This is a genomic window from Bacillus sp. MUM 116, from assembly GCF_001866655.1.
Lineage (GTDB): Bacteria > Bacillota > Bacilli > Bacillales > Cytobacillaceae > Neobacillus.
Genome location: NZ_MLYR01000075.1, coordinates 1 through 20,935 on the forward strand (window position 1 = coordinate 1; position 20,935 = coordinate 20,935).

The following is a 20,935-nucleotide window of genomic DNA, read 5'->3' on the forward strand; positions in this document are numbered from 1 at the left end:
AAATTTTCGTCCTTGAGAATTGTCCAGCTCCAGTGCCTTGCCCCTCGAGGGAAAAAATGAACTGCTTTTTTCCTAGGTTGCTTAGGTCCTGGCGATGAAGTCAAAGAACGACTTCACCGCCAGGACCTAAAGCCTTGTCGGGGCTGATCAAGGCGCTTGCGCTTTTTTTATTTACTGTAAATTTTCGAATAGGAATTAAGAATAAAGGAGTGGAAATAAATGAAGGAAATCCATGCTGAAGACTTTTCTAAATTAAAAAATCCAGTCATCATTGATGTCCGCTCTCCAATTGAATTTAAAGATGGTGCTATACCAGGAGCGATTAATGTCCCGCTATTTACTAATGAAGAGAGAGTAGTTATAGGGACCGTTTATAAGCAAGAAGGACAGGCAGCGGCAAAATGGAGAGCAATGGAATTTGTTTCACCGAAAATACCAGATATGCTCCACAGAATAAAGGATTTAGCTTCGTCCGGTGATGAATTAATCATTAACTGCTGGCGCGGCGGAATGCGCAGTAATGCTGTTGTCACCTTTTTGGAATTTTCAGGAATTTATTCTTGGCGATTCGTCGGCGGCTATCGGGCATATCGGCAATACATTCTTAGTCAGCTCCCAACAATGTTTCCCGAAAAGGCAGTGGTTTTCCATGGGTTGACCGGGGTTGGTAAAACCGTCATTCTTAAAAGATTAATGAGTAACGGCTATCCTGTACTAGACCTTGAAGAAATGGCGGGTCATCGCGGTTCCATTTTCGGAACGATTGGCCTTGGGGATGGTCATAATCAAAAAACATTTGATTCCTTGCTTTTTAAAGGTTTAAAGGAAATACAAGGGTCTTCCTATTTCTTAATTGAAGCGGAAAGCAAACGAATTGGAAAAGCGGTACAACCCGAAGAATTAATGGAGAAAAAACGCCAAGGAATCAATTTTTATATCCATTCTCCAATCGAACAAAGAATAAAACTTCTTATTGACGAGTATGTTACTCCATATAAAGATGAACCATGGTACGATGAAAAGATTCAGGAAAGCCTTGAAAAAGTGCTAAGGCGTGTAAAGAATGCAGATATTAAAAATGAACTTATAGAAGCTTTAAAGAACCGGAAATACCCGGAATTAATAGAACTTTTATTGGAACACTATTATGATCCAAGGTATGACCATAAGCGTTATGAATATGAAGGCGATTTTATCGATATTCCTGCTGAAAACCCAGATGAGGCAGCGGAAATGATTATCTCTCACTTAGATGCTCTTACCTTAAAAGAGAAGAAAGAGATGCCTCTTTTCTAATCTAATTTTAATGTTTTTTTCATCAAACCTTCTATTTCCTGCTTTAAGATGTACTTGTATGGATAAGAATTGGGGACTTAATATTTCTGAACGGTACAAACTATTTCATTCTTGCTTAAGCGGTTATTTATGCTGCTAAATAGCTGCTTTACCAAAATGAGAGTTCCCACTAATGCACATGCTTTAAAGGCATGTGTTTTTCTGTTATTTCATTATTTATTAGTGAATTCTCATTTACTTTTCATAAAGGTTTAAAGTTTTAACGGTATTATATTTATAGATGCTCATTTAATTAGTGTGTTGACCATTGACCATTGACCATTCCTGCCAGTGATTATTGATTTGTTAATTCGATTAAAAAGGAGGAGTGTAACATGTGGGTACGACTATTAATTGTTGGCTTTTTTTCTTTAAGTGCACTTTCCCTCGTGTCTTTCCAATCGATTGAGATTGTGCATGCTGTCATAAATTTTCTTCAAGATAAAAATCAGATAAAATAATAGTATTACGTCAAATTTAAATGTGAGCGTGGAATAGATGCCAAAAATTTTAATCATTGAAGATGAAAAAAATTTATCAAGGTTTATCGAGCTTGAATTAAAGTATGAAGGTTATGAAACCATGGTTTGTTCTGACGGACGGAGCGGTTTGCAGGCAGCATTGTCTGAAAATTGGGATGCCATTTTGCTTGATTTAATGCTGCCTGAATTAAATGGTATGGAAGTATGCCGCAGAATAAGGCAGTCAAATAAAACACTGCCAATCATTATGATTACCGCCAGAGACAGTGTTCTTGACCGTGTTTCCGGCCTGGACAGCGGTGCAGATGATTATTTAATCAAACCATTTGCGATTGAAGAGCTGCTGGCTCGACTAAGGTCTATACTAAGAAGAACAGAGGCACTCGCTTCCGGTGGTTTAACTACCCTAACCTTCAAAGACCTCACAGTTGAAATTGAATCCTGTGTTGTTCGTAAAAGTGATAAGGTTATTAATTTGACAAAACGTGAATATGATTTGCTTGTGATTTTCATGAGCAATATCAATATAGTCCTGACAAGGGAAGTTTTATTAAATAAAGTTTGGGGCTATAATACCGGAGTCGAGACAAATGTCGTTGATGTTTATGTCCGGTATTTACGTACAAAAATTGATGATGATCATGAGGGAAGCTATATTCAAACAGTCCGCGGCACTGGATATGTTATGAGATGATTAACAAACTGAAATTTTATTTAAACAGGCTACCATGGCAAAACAAGCTCGTACTTAGCGGATCCACAGCCATTTTTTTTACTTTCTTTATATTTAGTTTTTTGGAATATCATACGGTTTCAAAATGGATGATGAACCGCGAAGAAATTGTCGTAAATCGGACCATCACTGATTTGAAAACGTATTACAAGGATAAAGCAGACTCGTTAACACGCGAAGAAATAAAAAATAGTAGAGATTTTTTACGAAAGATAAATGATAAGGACCAATTAATCCGGGTCTATGACCAAAAAGGAGAAGTGGTCGTTTCTGATAAGAATGGTAATTTTACCGTATTGGAGCCGACTCCGATAAAATCGCAATTAATTGAAAAAATTTCGGCAGAGGGAAAAGAAGCCATTGTTGCAAGGTCACCGATTAAAGGTACGAATTTTGAAGGAACTATTGAAATTGTCCGCCAATTAAACAACTATCAAAAAATGATGGATCATTTTTTCTGGGTGATGACGGTTTTTGGGATGGCAGCCATTCTATTTAGTGCCATCAGCGGATTTTTCCTTGCAAGACAGCTCTTGACCCCGGTCAGGGATTTAACAAATGCAATGAAAAGGATTAAAGAAACCGGCTTCCAAGGGCGTATGGAAGTATATAAGCAAAAAGATGAATTAACAGAACTTACAAATGTTTTTAATGAAATGATGGATGAAATTGAAACCACTTTCTTGCAGCAAAAACAATTTGTTGAGGATGCATCTCATGAGTTAAGAACTCCTGTTTCGATATTGGAGGGACACTTATCCTTGTTAAATCGCTGGGGGAAAAAAGATCCTGCCATTCTTGATGAGTCATTGCAGGCATCTCTGCAGGAGTTGGCCCGTTTAAAAAAGCTTGTTGTTGATCTACTTGAATTAACAAGGGCGGGAAGCCAGCGGAGTTTAAGCGGTGAAAAGGCCAATATTCCGGCTGTTTTACAAAGAGTAGTAAAAAATCTGGAGGTAGTGCATCCGGATTTTCAATTTAAAATGGAACTTGAACAGAGACTCCCTTACGTGCTGATTTCAGAACAGCATCTACAGCAATTGTTAATCATATTGCTAGATAATTCGATAAAGTATTCAAGGAACAATCGATTAATTCAGGTTTCCTGTACTCGAATCGATAAAAATGTTTTATTATCGGTAATCGACAACGGTATTGGGATACCATCTGAACATGTATCAGAGGTGTTTAATCGTTTTTACCGAATTGATAAAGCACGCAGTCGCGAAAATGGGGGAACTGGATTGGGGTTATCAATTGCAAAACAGCTGATTGAAAAATATAATGGGGCTATTTCAATTGAAAGTGAAGAGGGGATCGGTACGAAAGTAAATATCCTTCTTCCAGCTGCCTTTTAAAATTTTTTTATCATGGACCGAATTTTTTGGTCCTTTTCCTTTGAATAGGTGACGAGACAGGTATATAATATGGAAGGTTAAATTTTTTACTATTTCCACTGTGAATTAAAAATAATGATTTATTTGTTTAACGTTGGTTTTTTTCATGAATGGGTAATAGTAATAAGGACTATGATTTTAAGGTTTTGATTGGAGGGGATTTTAGAATGAGCAGACCAAATTTAGACAACAAAAAAGCTTATTTGGAGAGTTTTTTTGGCCCCAATCTTGGATATGTCATTGAGCAATTTGAAAAATATCAACAAAATCCGGAAACTATTGATCCGGAAATGAAATTGCTATTTGAGCAAATGAGTGAGTCTGATTTTTCACTTTTGCAGGATAATGTTCAGGTTGTTCATGAAACAAGGTCGGTTCAAACAGAAAAAATATTGGCAGCAGTTAAGCTTGCGGAGAATATCCGTGCATATGGTCATCTTGCTGCTACTATTTATCCGTTAGGAAATAAGAGGGAGGAAGTCGAATTAATTGATCCCGCTTATTACGGGCTTAGTGTGGAAGATTTAAAAGCAATGTCAGCTAACATTATGTTAACCAATCCACCAGTAGCCATTAAAACGGCATATGATGGATACCTTTGGCTAAAGGAAATTTATACAAAGTCGATTGCATATGAGTATGATCATGTACATAACGTCGAGGAAGAAAATTGGCTGAGGGACAAAATCGAAAAAGGAAATCTTCACAGTAATTTAACCAATGAGAAAAAATTAAAAATCATCAAACGCTTAATTGAAGTGGATGCTTTTGAAAAATTTCTCCATAAAACATTCGTGGGGCAAAAAAGATTTTCAATTGAGGGATTAGACACAATGGTCCCACTGATTGATGAAATTATTGCAGAAGCTGTGGTAGATGGGGCAGAAACGATAAATATTGGTATGGCCCATCGAGGCAGATTGAATGTTCTTGCGCATGTACTAGGAAAACCGTATGAAATGATTTTTGCTGAATTTCAACATTCTCCTAATAAAGAGCTTGTACCTTCTGAGGGTTCGATTGGAATCAATTTTGGCTGGACAGGTGACGTTAAATATCACCTTGGTTTAAACCGGCAGATTACCGGTGAAAATTCCAAAAAAGCAAAAGTGACACTTGCCAATAATCCGAGCCATCTTGAATATGTAGGAGCTGTTGTCGAGGGCTTTACCCGGGCAGCACAGGATAATCGGAAAAATCCGGGCTATCCAGCTGAAAACCTGAAGTCTGCACTTGCCATTTTAATTCATGGGGATGCAGCATTCCCGGGAGAAGGAATTGTCGCCGAAACATTAAACCTTAGCCGGCTAAATGGTTATCGCACCGGTGGAACGATTCATATTATCTCTAATAATACGATTGGGTTTACAACAGAGTCTAGGGATTCCCGTTCGACACGCTATGCCAGTGATTTGGCAAAGGGGTTTGAAGTTCCGATTTTGCATGTGAATGGTGACGACCCGGATGCAGTTATTGCTGCAGCAGCCTTAGCATCGGAATACCGTTCTGTATTTCAAAAGGATTTCCTAATCGATTTGGTAGGTTATCGCCGATACGGTCACAACGAAATGGACGAGCCAATGACGACAAGTCCACAAATGTACACATTAATTCGTAAACTTCCGGTTATTAAGGATCTATACGCTGACAAACTTAAAGCAGCTAGTGTCCTTACAGATGACGAATTTAAAAAGATGGAGACCGAAATTCAAGAAAAACTCAAAACAGCTTATGAAAAGGTTTCAAATCATAAAGATGAAATTGAAACAGAGGAACCAGAACTGCCTCTATATCTTGAAGAGGAGCCAACAATTGCAACGGGTGTACCTCAGGAACAGTTAAAACAAATTAATCAAGAACTGCTTCAATGGCCAAAGGATGTCAAGGTATTCAATAAATTGGAGAAAATCCTCAACCGCCGAGTAGATGCCTTTAAAGAAGATGGTAAGGTTGATTGGGCATTGGCTGAGACTTTAGCCTTTGCGACCATTTTACGGGAGGGTACTCCTATTCGGATGACAGGTCAAGATTCAGAACGGGGAACATTTGCTCACAGGAATATAGTCCTGCATGATACTGAAACAGGAAAGACATTTTCTCCTCTACATCAAGTTTCAGAATCAAAAGCATCGTTTGCCATCCATAACAGTCCTTTAACGGAAGCGGCAGTGGTAGGTTTCGAATATGGCTATAATATTTTTGCTCCGGAAACACTCGTGATTTGGGAAGCACAATATGGCGATTTTGCAAATGCAGCCCAAGTAATGTTTGATCAATTTATTGCTGCTGGAAGGGCAAAATGGGGAGAAAAATCCGGGCTCGTATTATTGTTGCCTCATGGTTATGAAGGCCAAGGTCCAGAGCACTCAAGCGGCAGAGTAGAAAGATTTTTGCAATTAGCAGCAGAGAAAAACTGGACTGTTGCAAATCTTACAAGTGCATCACAATATTTTCATTTATTGCGCAGACAGGCAGCACTTCTCACAAAAAGAGAGATTCGTCCGCTCGTTTTAATGTCGCCAAAAAGTTTATTAAGAAATCCGCTTGTTTCTTCTCCTACAGAAGAATTAAGTACAGGGGAATTCAGACCGGTCATCGAACAATTTACACATGACGGCCAGGAAGAAAAAGTTCAGCGAATAGTATTGTGTACAGGTAAAATTGCCATTGATCTTGCTGAGCAAGTGAAAAATAATAATGAATACGATTGGCTGCAAATTTTACGCTTGGAGGAAATTTATCCATTCCCAATAGAAATTTTACAAGGGATTTTTGCCAAGTATAAAAATGTGAAAGAAATCTTCTGGATACAAGAGGAGCCGAAAAATATGGGGGCATGGTATTTTGTAGAACCGCGCTTAAATGAAATTGCCCCAAATGGTATTCATGTAAATTATATTGGCCGTAGAAGGAGATCGAGCCCTGCAGAGGGAGATCCAAATGTTCATAAGCTTTATCAGACCAAAATTATGAATGCAGCATTGACGAAGGCAGAAGATGGAGGGAATAACAATGGCTGAAATAAAAGTTCCGGAATTAGCGGAATCCATTAGTGAAGGTACAATTGCTAAATGGCTAAAAAATGTTGGTGAATTTGTTGACAAGGGTGAATACCTGGTAGAACTGGAAACAGATAAAGTAAATGTAGAAATTATTTCTGACTATGCAGGTGTTTTAACAGAGCAAAAATTTGAAGAAGGAGATACTGTTAACGTTGGTGATGTCATCGCAACTGTAAGTGAGGACGGTGCAGGCGCCCAACCAGCTGCACCTTCTGAACCAAAACAAGAGCAAGCTGCTCAAGCGAAACCAGAACAACCTGTGATGGAATCTTCACAATCTGTTAATGCAAATCCTGCACCTGTTGCTGAAAAAACAGAAGCAAACGGGCAGCGTCCAATTGCATCTCCAGCAGCAAGAAAACTTGCACGCGAAAAAGGAATCGATTTACAGAGTGTTCCAACAGTCGACCCACTTGGACGGGTTCGTAAGCAGGATGTATCATCCTATCAACCAAATGCAGCACAACCGGCTGCTAAAGCGGCACCTGCTGCACCGACTGTTGCTCAAGATCCGGCAAAACCAGTTTTGCGTGAAAAAATGTCAAGACGCAGACAGACAATTGCTAAGCGCTTGTTGGAAGTTAGTCAAACAACTGCAATGCTTACAACTTTTAACGAAATTGATATGACTGCTGTCATGGACTTGAGAAAGCGAAGAAAAGACAGGTTCTTTGAAGAGCACGATGTACGTCTTGGATTCATGTCTTTCTTTACAAAAGCAGTAGTAGGAGCTTTGAAGCAATTCCCGCTTTTAAATGCGGAAATTCAAGGAAATGAACTCTTAATTAAACAGTTTTATGATATCGGGGTCGCTGTTTCTACTGAAGATGGACTTGTTGTTCCTGTTGTTCGTGATGCTGATCGTAAATCCTTTGCTGAAATCGAAGGAAACATTGGAGAGTTAGCGAAAAAAGCAAGAGATAATAAATTAGGATTAAGTGATTTGCAGGGCGGTACATTTACGATTACAAACGGCGGGGTATTTGGTTCTTTAATGTCCACTCCGATTTTAAACGGCCCGCAAGTAGGGATTTTAGGAATGCATAGTATCAAGCTTCGCCCGGTTGCCATTGATAAAGATAAAATGGAAAACCGCCCGATGATGTATCTTGCGCTATCCTATGATCATCGGATTGTAGATGGAAAAGAGGCTGTAAGCTTCCTTGCCAAAGTGAAGGAAATGATTGAAGATCCGGAATCACTACTTCTGGAAGGTTAATTCTTTTTATTAGAAAACCGCCGAGAGCTCTCGGCGGTTTGTTTCATTTTAAATAGGAAATCAGCTTTTCTTAAAAGGTCTTAATCCACGACGTTGAATTTCATCCTTCAAAATTTTGATCCATTCCTTTTCCTTACCAGACTTTAATGCATCCCGATATGACACAACTAACTGCTCGTTACTCATAATTTTCACCTTAAATGCCTCCTCGGAAAATGGATTGAATATTCAGTTTTTATTATTGTAAAGGTTTTCAGATAAAAAGAAAACCCCTTATTTGTAAAAATATGCAGAAAAAAATTAAAAAGCATTTCAATAGGACAAATATGCAATACACTGTAAAATAAAGACAACGTAAAGGAAGGAGAGGATCAACTTGTTAGAATTGGATCATATAGTCCATTTTATCAATCGTGACCCTGCCCAAGCTGTATACGAGTGGGAAAAATATGGGCTAAAAGCCATTCTTGGAGGAAGCCATACAAAATGGGGTACCTATAATAGCTTATTGTATTTTGGATTATCTTATATTGAGTATTTAGCAGTTGAAAATATGGCAGTGGCAAGTAAATCAGAAAATCCTTTAATTTCCCAGCTTTTAAGGGACAGCAAACAATTTGAGGGATTTGGACAAATTTGTTTTCGAACGGATAATATTTTGAAATTAAAGGAAGATTTACAGAAGAAAGGATATCATCCTACAGAAATTTTTGATGGAAAAAGACTGCGGGATGATGGCGTATTGATTTCATGGAAGATGTTATTTATTCAATCTGATGGACCGCTTCCATATCCGTTTTTTATCCAATGGAGTCAAGGTGATCTTGAAAGATTGGAGGACTTAAAACAAAACAGGTTATTGCCTGAGAAACAGGAAGAGCGGGTGATTGAATCCATTTCCTTCGTGGTATCCAATGCAGGAGATGTTGCTGCTGACTGGGCCCGATTGTTTGGAGTATCGGTAGATTCTCAAATTAAAATAAACGTCGGCAGAAGTGATATTATTTTTTATGATAAGAATGCGAATAATGATCTGATGCAAATCCACAATTTAAAGGGAGATCGACCTTTTCTGATTGAAATTGATCCACCAATTTCAAGCAGTCCAATTACTGTTTTAAGCGATTGTTATAAGTAAGAATTTAGGTGATCTAGGCAGATATGCGACTTTTATCATTATGGCTGTGTTAAAGGACATTGTTGATTTTTAACCCTGTTGATTGGAGCGGAAATCAATACAGACAAGTTTAACACAGCCATTATATTCTTCGCGATAGAGCATAAGAAGAAGTAAAAGGATGATATCCTGAAAATAAATCGTTTGCTGGTTGCGCTTGCCCGCTGTGATTGATTATACTAATAGATGGACAACAACTGAAAGGGTGGCCGCAATGATTCATTTAACATGGCGTGAACGTGAAACACTTAAAAAGGTAAAATGTGTACATACGGATGCCAAAAAATATATTGTGAATCGTGCTTTAACTGCCGGTAAAGTTTATGATGTGAAAAATGAGACAGAAGAATTTTATTACATTGTTGATAATACCGGTAAAGTTGGCGGGTTTTACAAAGAATATTTTAAAGAAGTATAAATCCAAAAGGACTGACAGGCAATGCCTGTGGTCTTTTTTTGAAGGGAAACATGTCCTATATAGAAATAATCTCCTTCAAAAAAGAAATGCCTGGCATATGCCAGGCATTTGGCAGCTAGTTTTTATTAGCGTTTAAGGTCAGGAAAAACCCGGCGAACTGCGTCGGAAAATTCTTTAAAGAATCCGGTTACTGGTCTGCCATTGCGAATATCACCGGACCATTGATTCATTTGACCATAAAAATCAGGATTAGCGGAAACATAAACATTATCGATATCACGATCCACGGATTTAACCTTGTCAGAAATTTTATGTTCAAGATTATTGGTTAATTGAGTAGAGCCAGACAATTTAACCGCTACAAATGCATTATTATCTGAAGCAATGACATTTGCGGTATCGACTTCAGGAAGATTTGCAACCCGTTTTGCAGCCTCATCGGCCACTCTCATCCGGTTCCGATTGTCGTTACGGACATCTGTTACGTCATTCCGATTCAATCTGGAATTATCCACACCAGTTACTGCTGGTCCACCATTAGGATTATAATTTACTCTTGTGGGTTCATTAACATTTCTATTTCGCGTCGCAATATCATTATTGTTTACATTATTTCTTGCACACCCTGTTAAATATAGGCTAAAAACAAGGGCTCCGATTAAAAAAACAGACTTTTTCATGCTGTTCAGCACTCCTTTTCTAATTTGTACAAGGATAGCATTCCAATTATAAAAAAAAATATTCAACAGGTTATGCCGAGAGAAAACCTTGGATATGTTAAAATAAAATAGATTTTTATTCGGTTTATCGAGGTGTTTGAATTTGATCTATTTGTTTGTCGGAATGGGTGGAATCATTGGGAGTTTATTACGATATGTTTTATCCCTTTTGGCCGAAAATATTTGGGGGGATCGTTTTCCAATTGGAACCCTTCTGATTAATTTGACAGGAGCTTTCCTTCTTGGGTGGTTTACAACAAGGTTTGGTGATTCCAAAAGGCTTCACCCCTATCTTATTACTGCCTTTTCAACAGGAGTGATTGGTTCCTATACGACCTTTTCAACTTTTTGTTTAGAAACGGTTCGTTTATTAGAGGCTGAAGATTATTTTAAAGGAATGATCTATATATTGCTTAGTTTATTAGGAGGCCTTTTATTTGTAAAATTAGGGCAGAATTTTGGGAAGGAAACGGGGAGCACAAAATGACCGAACTACTTTTTGTCTCACTGGGCGGGTTTTTTGGTGCCATCGGCCGTTTTATTATTAGTAAATCCTTTCAAAAACGGAGCCAATCTGGTTTTCCAATTGGAACCTTAACAGTAAATTTGATCGGTGCCTTCTTATTAGGATTTATCGTAGGAATTCCAATCAAAGGGCATCTTTATAGTTTACTTGGTGTCGGTTTTATGGGAGCATTTACTACTTTTTCAACATTTAAGCTCGAACTTACCGGTCTTAAAAATAGCAAAAAAAATCCCCATTTTTTTTCGTATTTAGTCATTAGTTATTCAGTCGGAGTATTCCTGACCTTTTTGGGGATTTTTATAGGAAAGCAAATTTAAAAGGAAGCGTCGATATAGCGATGCTTCCTTTTTCATAGTATAAGAATTTATATATTGCTTTGAGAATGGTCTAGCTCCGGCACGTTTTTCATAATATTATTATTGCTTAACAGGAACTGTTTCTTCCTTTTTATGGTTTTGATATAGCTTGCGGCTGATTAATGTTTGAATGATCAAGAATGTTCCGCCGACAACCCAATAAAGCGGCAGAGCAGCAGGAGCTTGAAAAGAAAACATCACAATCATTAACGGCGAAAGTAATCCCATATACTTCATTTGCTGCTGTTGTTGAGTAGGCATATTGGATTGGGATACTTTAAATTGAAAGTAGTAAATTAAACCGGCAATGATAGTGATCGCAATATCAGGATGTCCAAGGCTAAACCATAGAAACTTATGGTGAGCTATTTCCTGTGAACCACGTATCGCATAATAAAATCCTGTCAAAATCGGCATTTGAATAAGGATTGGCAAGCAACCCATATTTAGCGGATTGACCCCATGTTTTTTGTATAGAGCCATCATTTCTGCCTGTAGTTCCTGTTTCTTTTTCGGATCCGATTCGGCTTTCATTTTCTTTTGAATTGCATCCATCTCCGGCTTAAGGACGTCCATTTTTTCTTTCATAACCATTTGATTTTTATATTGCCGTAACATTAATGGCATTAGCACAAGTCTGATGACAAGGGTGACCAAGATGATCGCCAAACCATAATTACCATTGAAAAAGTCGGCGACTGAATGAATTACAACGACAAACGGATCAACAAAGTAAGTGTGGAAAAACCCTGTGTTGTTTCCGCTTTTAGTCTGGCTTGAACAAGCTGAAAGTAATAAAGTCGTTAATGATAAAAGAACTATCAGTAATAGTGAAGATCGTTTATTTTTCATATTTCCTCCTAAAATGTGGTCATAGTCTAAATATAAAGAGAGGAAACAGGACCTTCTGGGTCATCCTGTGAACATTTTTTTCTACGAATATATTTGACAATTCTTATTAGAATAAAATTTCCATTGAAACGGCTTTTTTCTTTATAAAAATATATAGGGTTAATAATTTTTGTATCCGCAGGATTGGACAAGGAGTCCATAAATGAATATTTCACGTTCCAAGCAAGCAGAAATTTTAACGAAATCCCTAAATAAAGGCTGACATAGAGAGCAGTTAGTGTATTTATATCAGAATGATCAATTAGAAGCTGGAACAAAAATTATCACCTCGCTTTTAAAGCCAATGATAAGAGTATAAAGGAGTTTTAGTAAATAATCAAATGCTGAATTGTGGAAGGAATAATAGTTTAAAAGATTCACTTTCATCAAGTGAGCGATTATTTTTTAATAAAAATGAGAAAGGTAATGGATAATGGTATAAATCGCACAAAAGGAGTTTTATTTTTGAAGGAATTAGATGTGCATTCCATTTTTGTTATTGGGTTGGTGCTCATTATGCTTGCAGCGGGTGTAACAGCCATCGCCAAAAAATTAAAACAGCCTTACCCGATAGCATTAGTTTTAGTAGGTGCTTTAATAGGCATTTCTGATTTTTCCACTTTATCATCATTAAAAAGTTTTATTACACAGGGTGAAGTATTTCATTTTGTTATTGTTACCCTTTTTCTTCCGGCACTTTTAGGGGAGGCATCGTTAAAACTCCCATTTCCTCTTTTAAAAAATAATAAGCTTTCGATTTTGGCGCTAGCCCTTGGAGCAACCTTAATTTCCTATTTGGTTGTGGGATTTTCTTCGCATTTTATATTGAACTTGTCGATACAAGCTGCATTTGTGTTTGCTGCATTGATGAGTGCCACTGATCCGGTAAGTGTGCTATCCATATTTAAAAGTGTCGGGGTTAATAAAAAATTGGCGATTATTGTGGAAGGAGAAAGCTTATTTAATGATGGTATGTCAGTTGTTCTCTATCAGATTTCCGCATTTTATTTATTGACTTATATGGATTTGGGATGGGAAGGCTTTGGACTGGGAGTCTGGATGTTTATTAAAGTCATATTTCTTGGGATTATTGTTGGAGCAGCGCTAGGGTACGGTTTTTCGATTTTGACGAAGTTTTATGATGATTACCCGCTTGAAATTATCTTCAGTATCATTTTGTTCTACGGCTCTTATTTATTAGCGGAAAGTGTGCATGGATCAGGTGTGATTGCTTCAGTTGTTGCTGCTTTAATTTTGGGGAATTATGGCTCAAGGATTGGAATGTCTCCAACGACGAGGTTAAATATTTCAATTTTTTGGGATGTAGCCGTATTGTTGGCAAACTCAGTGGTGTTTTTAATGGTGGGGTTGGAAATTACACGTATTGGTTTAAGCAATAAATGGGGAATTATTTTTGGAGCTATCCTGATCGTTTTAATCGCTCGCAGCATAGCGGTCTATTTAAGTTTTATCTTAGATAAAGATTTTCCGTGGTCATGGAAGCATATTATTAATTGGGGAGGGCTGAAGGGTTCACTTTCAATTGCACTTGTATTAAACCTCCCATATAGTTTTAAAGAAAGAGACGAATTATTGGTGTTAACCTTTTTCGTTGTTTTATTTTCCTTAGTAGTTCAAGGATTAACCGTAAAACCGTTGATTAAATTTTTAGGTGTCCTAAAAGCAGAATAAAATGAAAAAAATGCGGAGAGGTCCGCATTTATTAAGAGTTCAAGCTTTCCAATGAGATGTAAGCAAATTATATGCTAAATCTACTTTTTCTTCTTCAGGGGGCTCTATTCCTTTCAAGCGGTACTCGTGTCCCAATGCCTCCCATTTGTAGACCCCCAGCTTATGATAAGGGAGAATTTCGACTTTCTTTACATATTCTAGAGTGCCTATGAATTCTCCCAGCTTTTGCAGGTCCTTCGGGTCGTCAGTTACCGTTGGGACAAGAACATGCCGGACCCAGATTGGTATTTTACGGTCTGATAAAAACCTTGCAAATTCGAGGATATGGTCATTCGCCATCCCGGTTAATTGAATATGTTTTTTTCGATTGATCTGTTTTAAATCAAGTAAAATTAAATCTGTATATTGTAATAATTCCTCAAGTTGCTCTATAAAAAGCTTAGAATGAGAAAAACACCCTCCCGAAGAATCTATGGTCGTATGAATTCCTTTCTTTTTACATGCTTTAAATAATTCAATTAAAAACGGTATTTGCAGCAATGGTTCTCCGCCGCTTACGGTAATGCCGCCACCGGATGCTTGAATGAAAGGAAGGTAACTCATGAGATCATCCATCACTTCAGAAACGGTAATTTGCTTGCCTGTGCCTATTTCCCAAGTATCTGCATTATGGCAAAACTGACAGCGCAGCAGGCACCCTTGAGTAAAAATAACATATCGTATTCCTGGGCCGTCGACGGTCCCTAACGTTTCAATTGAATGAATGTTTCCGTTCATAAACTTAATCCCCTTTGGGCAGAAGCCCCTGCCCTAAAAGGGGGGCTCTGCTAATAATTAAAGTGACTCATGGAAAGTCCGATTAATTACGTCAAGCTGTTGCTCTTTCGATAATTTAATAAAGTTCACCGCATATCCTGAAACACGGATTGTTAATTGTGGATACTGCTCCGGATGTTCCATTGCATCTAATAGTGTTTCTCGATTAAAGACGTTAACGTTTAGATGATGTCCTGATTTAATGGCATACCCATCCAGGATGGATACTAAGTTGCGTACTCTTGTATCTTCCTCTTTTCCTAATGCCTTCGGAACGATAGAGAAGGTATTTGAAATACCGTCCATTGCATAGGTATAAGGCAGTTTTGCAACAGAAGAAAGGGATGCCAATGTTCCTTTTGTATCACGACCATGCATTGGGTTCGCACCAGGAGCAAATGGTTCACCTGCCCTGCGTCCATCTGGTGTATTCCCGGTTTTCTTGCCGTAAACAACATTCGAAGTAATCGTTAAAATGGACAAAGAATGAACGGAATCACGATAGGTTTGATGCTTTCGCAGCTTTTTCATAAATCCTTCAACAATAGCGACGGCAATGCTGTCCACACGGTCATCATTGTTTCCGTATTTTGGGAAGTCTCCGCTAGTTTCAAAATCAATCGCAATGCCGTTTTCATCACGGATGATTTTTACTTCTCCGTATTTAATTGCGCTAAGCGAGTCAGCCACCACACTTAATCCGGCAATTCCAGTGGCCATTGTCCGCAAAATCTTTGTATCATGTAAGGCCATTTCAATTCTTTCATAGCTGTATTTATCATGCATGTAATGGATGATGTTTAATGTATTAATGTAAAGACCTGCAAGCCATTCCATCATTTGATCAAATTTTTGCATGACCTCTTCATAATTCAATACATCATCTTTAATAGGCTGATAAGCAGGGCCGACCTGAATTTTTAATTTTTCGTCGACACCTCCATTAATGGCATAAAGAAGGGCTTTGGCAAGGTTTGCACGTGCTCCGAAGAACTGCATTTGCCTACCAATTTCCATTGCTGATACACAGCAGGCAATTCCGTAGTCATCGCCATATTCAGGACGCATGATGTCGTCGTTTTCATATTGAATGGAGCTTGTTTTAATCGACATTTTCGCACAATATTTTTTAAAGTTATCCGGAAGCTGTGTTGACCAAAGCACGGTTAAATTTGGCTCCGGTGCAGGTCCCAAATTATCCAGGGTATGCAGGAAGCGGAAGGAGTTTTTTGTGACCAAAGGACGCCCGTCGAGCGCCATACCGCCGATTGATTCCGTTACCCATGTTGGGTCGCCGCTGAATAATTCATTATAATCCGGTGTGCGGGCAAATTTTACGAGGCGGAGTTTCATGACAAAATGGTCTACTAATTCCTGTGCCTCAGTTTCTGATAAACTGCCATTCTTTAAATCTTTTTCAATGTAAATATCAAGGAAAGTGGAAACACGGCCAAGGCTCATCGCTGCACCATTTTGCTCTTTAATCGCTGCTAAATAACCAAAATACAACCATTGGAATGCTTCTGGGGCATTTTTGGCTGGTTGGCTTAGGTCAAATCCGTAGCTCGCAGCAAGTTCATTTAATTCTTTTAAGGCACGATATTGCTCTGAAAGCTCTTCACGTAAACGAATCGTTTCTTCCGTCATCACATTGCTAGTGTTATTAAAATCTTTTTGTTTTTCTTTCATTAAGAAATCGACACCATATAGAGCGACTCGGCGATAATCGCCAATAATTCTTCCGCGGCCGTATGCATCTGGAAGGCCGGTGATGATCCCTGCTTTACGTGCGCGGAGCATTTCAGGCGTATATGCATCAAAGACACCTTGGTTATGAGTTTTACGATAATCAGTAAAAATTCTTTCAATTTCCGGATTTAATTGATAACCATAGGCTTCACATGCTTGTTTCGCCATGTGAAGCCCGCCAAAAGGCTGCAAGGAGCGATTAAATGGTTTATCTGTTTGAATACCAACTACTTTTTCCAATTCTTCATCCAAATAGCCTGGAGCATGAGAGGTAATGGAAGAAACGGTTTCTGTATCCATTTCAAGAACACCGCCGTTTTCACGTTCGTGCTTGGTAAGGTTCATTACCTGCCCCCAAAGTTTATTGGTTCCTTCCGTAGCTCCTGCTAAAAATGTGTCATCCCCCTCATAAGTAGTAAAATTTTTCAAAATAAAATCGCTGACATTTACTTCTTTCATCCATACACCTTTCTTAAATCCTTGCCATTGTTCCATGATTTTTCACCTCTTCGTTTTAAAAAGCATATTACTGATTTGATATTTATATCTTACATTGAGTATAACAGTTGGTTTGTGAAATGCATCACAAATAAAGGGGTGAATTGTTAAGATATTGTGAATAAGGGGTTAGTTAAAGTGTAGATCTATTTTTGAAACTATTTGTAAATAGGGTGTATTAGAAAAAAACGAACAGAATAAAAATCTGTTATATAAAAGAGATGGCTCCACATAAAAAGCAGGAGAATCTCCTGCCTTTCTTAAGTGATAGGCTATGTTAAAGGTTAATGTTGATTTTTAACACTGTTGATTGGAGCGGAAGGCGCGAAGACTCTTGTGGGAGTACGGGGCAGGGGAGACCCCTCAGGAGCGAAGCGACGAGGAGGCTCCCCGGACCGCCCACGAACCGCTCGCGCTTGAAGCGGAAATCATCAACCAAATTTAACAGAGCCAATTGATAAGAAGTTTTGACTTTGAAAATTGTCCAGCGCAAGCGTCCTGCTCCTCGAGGTCACAAGCCAATCCGTCCAAAAGGTTAAAGAACAACATTTCGGCCGGCTTGTCTTGTGCTATGTCTGGGGCTATTCAAGGTGCTTCCGCTTTTCTTAATCAACAACAATATCTGCAATCATTGGTCCATTATGTGCTTTGTCGGAATGGACTTCACAAATTAAGCGGTAAGTTCCTTCCTTATCAAATTGAAGCGGAACTACTGTTTCTTCTCCTTTTTTAACTGTGCCTTTAATGCTGGTACCCTCAATGTAAAAAGGATGCTCTTCTCCATTAATTCCATTTATATATAACTTAGTCTTTTCACCTTTTTGCAAAATAATAGTACCGGGATCCCAGCGGTATGCTTCTAATTCTTTTCCATCTCTTGTTTGTGTTTTATACTCGACTGTCACCATATGAATCTCGCGTATTTCTGAATTTTGGTTAATTACGGCGGTATCTCCAGCCCTTAACATAATCCATGCAGAAATTGTTACGAGGACGAAGCCAATTGCTAAAAAGAATAACAAGGTTTCTTTCTTAAATACTAAAAATCTCATGATTCTAACTCCCCCTACAGATTGTCCTAGTTAATGTTTATGGGGCAGGGCATGAAAACTTGTCTCTTTTTTATAACTTTTTAACCCGGAACATGCTTAACGGTTGGGGATTTAAGAAACTGTCTAAAATAGAAATAACCGATTTACGTCAAAAATAAAGTATTTCCTTTTTTCTATTGAAAAGTTTATATTAAAATCAGTAGAGAAAAAAATAGGTGGTTATCTTATTGGGGATTAAAAAAGAAAAATTATTAAAATCACTAAAATTTATCTTTCCACTGTTTTTATTGATTTTTGCCATTGTCGAAATAAAGAAATTCACAGGAAATATAAATGGACAATTACTTGAAGATGAATTAAAACAATTACATTTTAGTATACTCGTTCTTATTCTGGCTATTACATTCGTAGCCGTGCTGCCAATGCTGCTTTATGATGTGATATTGGTCCGAATTCTTGGATTAAAAGTCCCGAAGAAGGAACTCTTGGAGCAGTCCTTCATCGCAAATGCTTTTTCCAACCTAATTGGGTTTGGCGGTATTATCGGTGCGATGTTAAGAACCTACTTTTTTCATAGTCTCGAACAGGATAAGCGAAAGCTTCTGGGGGCAATTGCAACCGTTTCCCTTTTTTATTTAACAGGAATTTCAGTACTTTCATGGTTTGTTATGTTGTTCTATCATCACTTTCCATTATTCGAGGATGTTAAATGGCTGTTTTTTGCAGTCCTTGGCGTTGGCCTGTACCTACCTGTTTTCCTTTTCATACATATTATAAAAAATAAAAAGGATCGTCCCTCCTTAGTAACAACAAACTCTGCGGTAAAACTAATTATTGTTTCTGTAATTGAATGGTTTGCCGTTTTTATGGCGATCTGGATATTAAGTCACATTTTGGGGATTGCACTTACATTTGAACAGCTTTTCCCAGTATATATCATTGCAGCTTGTGCTGGAATTATCAGTATGATTCCCGGTGGACTGGGCTCATTCGATTTAGTTTTTATTTGGGGGATGCAGGATTTACATATTCCACAGGAAAAAGTGATTGTTCTTCTATTATTTTACCGATTTGGTTATTATATTTTGCCTTTTTTGGTCAGTATTGTTCTCTTTGTCAAAATGTATTGGGAAAAGTGGAACAGAACCTGGAGCAATTTGCCAAAATTGATCGTCCAGGGATTTAGTCATATTGTTTTAACCTTGATGGTATTTTTATCAGGATTGATTCTACTTTTATCAGCAAGTGTTCCAGGGATTATGTCAAGGCTGAGAATTGCGCAGGAGCTCCTGTCATTTCCAATAATCAACGTCTCGCATCAGCTATCTGTTGCTGCGGGCTTTCTATTGTTGGGGTTATCAAGAGGGATAGAGTATAGAGTAAAAAGGACGTATGAGTTAACAATGTTTGTGCTCATTCTTGCTGCTCTATTTTCTATTTTTAAAGGCATTGATTATGAAGAAGCGATTTTTTTAATCATTGTTGCGCTTCTTTTAAGAATGGCAAAAGGTCAATTTTATCGCGAAAGCTATGTTCTTACATGGGGGAAAACCTTATTTGACGTCACGCTAATCTTGATTATTACCTCTATGTACATATTAATTGGTTATTTAAATTTACCATCTGCCAAGTTACCTATGCCAAGGACTCTTTTGCCTTATATCATTGTCGATTATCAGGATTTATTCAATAGTGCCATCATCGGGCTTATTATCGCCTTTCTAATCCTAGTGTTTGGGTATTTAAGCAGTAAGCCGAAAAATTGGAAATTTGAAAAATCAATTAATCAGGAAAAAGAAATCTTGACGCATTTAACGAAATATAAGGCGAAGGTTTTGTCTCACTTAATTTTTCTGCATGATAAGTATATCTTTTGGAATAGTAAAAGAAATGTTTTGATTTCGTTTCAGCAATATGCTGATAAGCTGGTCATTCTAGGCGATCCAATCGGAGAAAAAAGAGAGTTGGCGAATGCGATTGAGGAATTTCAGGGAATTTCAGATTTACATGGTTTCACTCCTGTTTTTTATCAGGTAAGCGATGATATTCTGCCATTGCTTTACGGCAGCGGTTATGCCTTTTTTAAATTAGGAGAAGAGGCATATGTCAATCTAAAAACCTTTTCACTTTCGGAAAATAATATGAAAGATTTACGCTCATTGCGAAATAAATTTGTCCGCGAAGATTACCAGGTTGACATCGTAATTCCACCTTATTCAGAGGGGGTATTGAATGAACTAAATGACATTTCAAACGACTGGCTTCAAGGCAGAACAGAAAAAGGTTTCTCAGTTGGATTTTTTGATCGAGATTATTTAAATAAAGGACCTGTTGCACTAGCGAAGGACGAAAATAATCAAATTCTGGGCTTTATCACAATTATGCAGGTGCACGATAACCAAAATACGGTTTCCATTGATTTAATGAGGTTGAAACCAAATTCACCGGAAGGGTTATTCGATTTTCTAATTCTTTCCTTAATTGATTGGGCGAAAGAACTGGGGTATGATCGATTTAATATGGGAATGGCGCCGCTTGCAAATGTAGGAATGTCGAGATTTGCGTCTTTAAGTGAAAAAATTGCCTCCCAAATTTTCTTTCACGGCCATTTTATTTATCACTTCCAGGGGTTGCGAAAATTTAAAGAGAAATATACAAATATTTGGGAGCCTAAATACCTTGCTTATCGGAGAAAATCCTCGCTGCCATTTACCATGGCGCAAATAACCTTATTAATTTCCAAAAAAAGAGTATAGAAAAGCCATGAACAGCAGTACTTGTTCATGGCTTTTGTTTTGTAGAGAAATTGGTTA

18 protein-coding genes are annotated in these 20,935 nt (G+C 37.9%); 12 read left to right on the top strand and 6 right to left on the bottom strand.

The window, feature by feature from the left end; genetic code table 11:
- The first annotated feature begins 219 nt into the window (after positions 1 to 219).
- From mnmH to odhB, 6 genes are all read left to right on the top strand, one after another.
- Positions 220 to 1,296 (top strand): tRNA 2-selenouridine(34) synthase MnmH, encoded by a 1,077-nt coding sequence (gene mnmH / locus BIV60_RS17820; protein ID WP_071357054.1) that lies wholly within the window; start codon positions 220 to 222, stop codon positions 1,294 to 1,296.
- A 374-nt stretch (positions 1,297 to 1,670) separates the two neighbouring features.
- Complete coding sequence (locus BIV60_RS30520) at positions 1,671 to 1,796, top strand: hypothetical protein (RefSeq protein ID WP_256218455.1); 126 nt, start codon at positions 1,671 to 1,673, stop codon at positions 1,794 to 1,796.
- A 37-nt stretch (positions 1,797 to 1,833) separates the two neighbouring features.
- Positions 1,834 to 2,511, top strand: coding sequence for a response regulator transcription factor (locus tag BIV60_RS17825; protein WP_071357055.1), 678 nt, complete (start codon positions 1,834 to 1,836; stop codon positions 2,509 to 2,511).
- Complete coding sequence (locus BIV60_RS17830) at positions 2,508 to 3,908, top strand: HAMP domain-containing histidine kinase (RefSeq protein WP_071357056.1); 1,401 nt, start codon at positions 2,508 to 2,510, stop codon at positions 3,906 to 3,908. Before BIV60_RS17825 ends, BIV60_RS17830 begins: the two co-directional genes overlap by 4 nt.
- 206 nt (positions 3,909 to 4,114) lie before the next feature.
- A complete protein-coding gene (locus BIV60_RS17835) occupies positions 4,115 to 6,967 on the top strand; it encodes a 2-oxoglutarate dehydrogenase E1 component (RefSeq protein WP_071357057.1) in 2,853 nt (950 codons plus the stop codon).
- On the top strand, positions 6,960 to 8,228 hold the full coding sequence (gene odhB, locus BIV60_RS17840; RefSeq protein ID WP_071357058.1) for a 2-oxoglutarate dehydrogenase complex dihydrolipoyllysine-residue succinyltransferase: 1,269 nt from the start codon (positions 6,960 to 6,962) through the stop codon (positions 8,226 to 8,228). Before BIV60_RS17835 ends, odhB begins: the two co-directional genes overlap by 8 nt.
- A 60-nt stretch (positions 8,229 to 8,288) precedes the next feature.
- Here odhB and sda read toward each other — a convergent pair whose 3' ends face one another.
- Positions 8,289 to 8,414 carry a sporulation histidine kinase inhibitor Sda gene (gene sda, locus BIV60_RS17845; RefSeq protein ID WP_371261560.1) on the bottom strand — a complete coding sequence of 42 codons (126 nt, stop codon included), beginning with the start codon at positions 8,412 to 8,414 and terminating at the stop codon, positions 8,289 to 8,291.
- 190 nt (positions 8,415 to 8,604) lie between these two features.
- Here sda and BIV60_RS17850 point away from each other — a divergent pair, with 190 nt between their 5' ends.
- Together BIV60_RS17850 and BIV60_RS17855 are read left to right on the top strand one after the other, a co-directional pair.
- Positions 8,605 to 9,366, top strand: a complete 762-nt coding sequence (locus BIV60_RS17850) for a VOC family protein (protein ID WP_177177332.1) — start codon at positions 8,605 to 8,607, stop codon at positions 9,364 to 9,366.
- 253 nt (positions 9,367 to 9,619) lie between these two features.
- A complete protein-coding gene (locus tag BIV60_RS17855) occupies positions 9,620 to 9,823 on the top strand; it encodes a DUF6501 family protein (RefSeq protein ID WP_071357060.1) in 204 nt (67 codons plus the stop codon).
- Positions 9,824 to 9,948: 125 nt separating this feature from the next.
- Here BIV60_RS17855 and BIV60_RS17860 read toward each other — a convergent pair whose 3' ends face one another.
- The gene (locus tag BIV60_RS17860) at positions 9,949 to 10,503 is read right to left on the bottom strand and encodes a YhcN/YlaJ family sporulation lipoprotein (protein ID WP_071357061.1); all 555 of its coding nucleotides are present in this window, start codon (positions 10,501 to 10,503) and stop codon (positions 9,949 to 9,951) included.
- A gap of 142 nt (positions 10,504 to 10,645) precedes the next feature.
- Between BIV60_RS17860 and crcB (BIV60_RS17865) the strand changes: the two genes are divergently transcribed.
- Positions 10,646 to 11,029, top strand: a complete 384-nt coding sequence (gene crcB / locus BIV60_RS17865) for a fluoride efflux transporter CrcB (protein WP_071357062.1) — start codon at positions 10,646 to 10,648, stop codon at positions 11,027 to 11,029.
- Positions 11,026 to 11,385: a fluoride efflux transporter CrcB gene (gene crcB, locus BIV60_RS17870; protein ID WP_071357063.1), complete on the top strand. Its 360-nt coding sequence runs from the start codon at positions 11,026 to 11,028 to the stop codon at positions 11,383 to 11,385. Before crcB (BIV60_RS17865) ends, crcB (BIV60_RS17870) begins: the two co-directional genes overlap by 4 nt.
- Before the next feature lie 99 nt (positions 11,386 to 11,484).
- Here crcB (BIV60_RS17870) and yidC read toward each other — a convergent pair whose 3' ends face one another.
- Positions 11,485 to 12,276, bottom strand: coding sequence for a membrane protein insertase YidC (gene yidC, locus BIV60_RS17875; RefSeq protein ID WP_071357064.1), 792 nt, complete (start codon positions 12,274 to 12,276; stop codon positions 11,485 to 11,487).
- Positions 12,277 to 12,780: 504 nt separating this feature from the next.
- On the opposite strand from yidC, the gene BIV60_RS17885 reads away from it, so the two are divergent.
- The gene (locus BIV60_RS17885) at positions 12,781 to 14,007 is read left to right on the top strand and encodes a cation:proton antiporter (protein ID WP_141770489.1); all 1,227 of its coding nucleotides are present in this window, start codon (positions 12,781 to 12,783) and stop codon (positions 14,005 to 14,007) included.
- Between the two features lie 39 nt (positions 14,008 to 14,046).
- On the opposite strand, the gene pflA is transcribed toward BIV60_RS17885, so the two are convergent.
- From pflA to BIV60_RS17900, 3 genes are all read right to left on the bottom strand, one after another.
- On the bottom strand, positions 14,047 to 14,784 hold the full coding sequence (gene pflA / locus BIV60_RS17890) for a pyruvate formate-lyase-activating protein (RefSeq protein ID WP_071357066.1): 738 nt from the start codon (positions 14,782 to 14,784) through the stop codon (positions 14,047 to 14,049).
- Positions 14,785 to 14,841: 57 nt separating this feature from the next.
- A complete protein-coding gene (gene pflB / locus BIV60_RS17895; RefSeq protein ID WP_071357067.1) occupies positions 14,842 to 17,067 on the bottom strand; it encodes a formate C-acetyltransferase in 2,226 nt (741 codons plus the stop codon).
- A 608-nt stretch (positions 17,068 to 17,675) separates the two neighbouring features.
- Positions 17,676 to 18,122 (bottom strand): cupredoxin domain-containing protein, encoded by a 447-nt coding sequence (locus BIV60_RS17900; protein ID WP_071357068.1) that lies wholly within the window; start codon positions 18,120 to 18,122, stop codon positions 17,676 to 17,678.
- Positions 18,123 to 18,349: 227 nt separating this feature from the next.
- Here BIV60_RS17900 and mprF point away from each other — a divergent pair, with 227 nt between their 5' ends.
- Positions 18,350 to 20,878, top strand: coding sequence for a bifunctional lysylphosphatidylglycerol flippase/synthetase MprF (mprF, locus tag BIV60_RS17905; protein WP_071357069.1), 2,529 nt, complete (start codon positions 18,350 to 18,352; stop codon positions 20,876 to 20,878).
- Positions 20,879 to 20,935 lie beyond the last annotated feature (57 nt).